Here is a 1,965-nt window from a genome sequence, read left to right on the forward strand (position 1 = left end):
AAATTGAATCAATTAGAAATTGGGGTAGAGAAAGAGCTGTACCTGCTTCTGGAGTTTCATGGGGAACCTCTCCATACGATAAAGGAATTGGTAAACGTTCTATTATTATTTAAGCTTATTTATTTTTATCAATTTAGAGATACACATTTTTCTATATTGAAGGAAAGAAATCAATAACCTCGTTTAAATATTTTTAAATGAGGTTTTTCGTTTTTACATGTAATCGTAATTTATTGTGAGATGGTTTTTTTTATATTTATAGGAATATTATATAAAATAAGGATGTCAATAGTATTTTCAGAAACATTTATATTAAACTTAGTTAATTGATATATTAGCGAAAATATATCGAATTATCGTCAAACTATGAAATTTATAAAAGGTTGCCTTCTTACGTTACTAATTTTTATTACTGCAATAACCTCTCTGATTTATTTTTACAATCTTAGATTATCAAAAGAACTAATTAAAGAAAACGAAAAACCTAAAAATTCTTTACTTGCATACAAAGACAAAATGTCTGAAAGAAATAAATTAATACTTAATTCTAATGTTTCTGATAGTCTAAAAGTTTTAGCAAAAAAATCGGATTCAATCATCAAAAATTCTAATAAAATAAATGATAATTTATGGACAGAATACAAGATTAATCAGAAACTTTATGATGATAAAAAGTTCAAAAAATTAAATGAAGAATTGCAAGAAAAATATAATCAATATAACTCAGATGCACAGGAATTTAATTTTCGCTGGCTTTTATTTCCTTTAAATATTGTTTTATCTAACAATAACCTTAGAAGTTATGATAATATGTATACAATTGATTATGGAATAGATAATTCCGAAAATATGATAAAACGTAAAAAAGTTGACCATTGGATTGAAACTGGAGAAGTAATAAACTAGAAACCTTTTACTGACAAGTGGAACTACTGTACAAGTATAAAAAAACGTTAGCTGTATTTATAAAATTAAAATCACTGAACCTTAAAAATGCTATTTTCAATTAAGAAAATTCTATCAATATTATTGATCATATTTTTTATCTCTTTCTTTATAGAATCTCCGTTCAGAAAAGGAGGAATTTCTCTAAAATCACAATTATTATTAATAGGTCTAACTTTTGGATTATCGCTAATCTACTCAATTCAAACACAAAATAAAGAATTTAGTCAAATTCAAAAGTTCGTTAAATTCCTATCAGTTGTTTTATCTACCGGAATTGGTTTAGCTATAAGTACGATAATAAGTCATGATTATTTAGAGAAATTGTATGGTTTGGATTTTCAACTATATTTAAATGAAACAATTTCAACTATTTCATTTTTAACCATAGCATTTTTGATATCAGCACTACAAATAGAAATATTAAATAAGATACTTAAAAGTTATAACTACAATTAACTGCGCGATTTTAATTTTAGGCACAATCTCTTTAGAATTAATTTTATAGTTTTTGCTTTTACGTGAAACCATAATTTATTGTGGGATGGTTATAGTATGTTTGAGGATAATTGTAAGAAGTAATGATATGTTTTTAGGAAACTTGACTATATTTTACGTCGTAAAAATAATAGTAGTTGTATTCTAAATAAACACTCTAAAATTATATTATGTACATTTTCTCTGAATATTTTTCTGAGTTTATAAAGTCTTATAAATCTAAAACTGAATTACCAAAAGGATTTACGCTTATTTAGATACAATCCACAACACTTTTATAATGTTAGTTATAAAAGAAATATATTTCACGCCAAAAAATTCTAAACTTCTTCAAAAAATATTTTTTACAAGAAGTTAAATGTTAACAATTTGGCTTGATTTAATTAAATACACTAAAAATATTATTAGAATAAATATTCATTTTAAAAATATTTTCCTGAATTAATGCGCTACTATGTTATGCATATGTCGTAAAACTACTACATATTCGATTGTAAACGTTTAAAAACGGTTAATTAAAAT

The 1,965-nt window shown here is 24.0% G+C and carries 1 protein-coding gene; it reads left to right on the forward strand.

Features of this window, described 5'->3' with window-relative positions; translation table 11 throughout:
• The first annotated feature begins 366 nt into the window (after positions 1-366).
• Positions 367-906 carry a hypothetical protein gene (locus B2217_RS05055; RefSeq protein WP_180904905.1) on the forward strand — a complete coding sequence of 180 codons (540 nt, stop codon included), beginning with the start codon at positions 367-369 and terminating at the stop codon, positions 904-906.
• The last annotated feature ends 1,059 nt before the right edge of the window (positions 907-1,965 follow it).

This window comes from Empedobacter sp. UBA7620 (genome assembly GCF_002484185.1).
GTDB classification, from domain to species: Bacteria; Bacteroidota; Bacteroidia; order Flavobacteriales; family Weeksellaceae; genus Empedobacter; species Empedobacter falsenii_C.

Excerpts from the sequence above, each read along its gene's own strand:
- B2217_RS05055 (WP_180904905.1), top strand. The coding sequence starts at position 367 with ATGAAATTTATAAAAGGTTGCCTTCTTACGTTACTAATTTTTATTACT.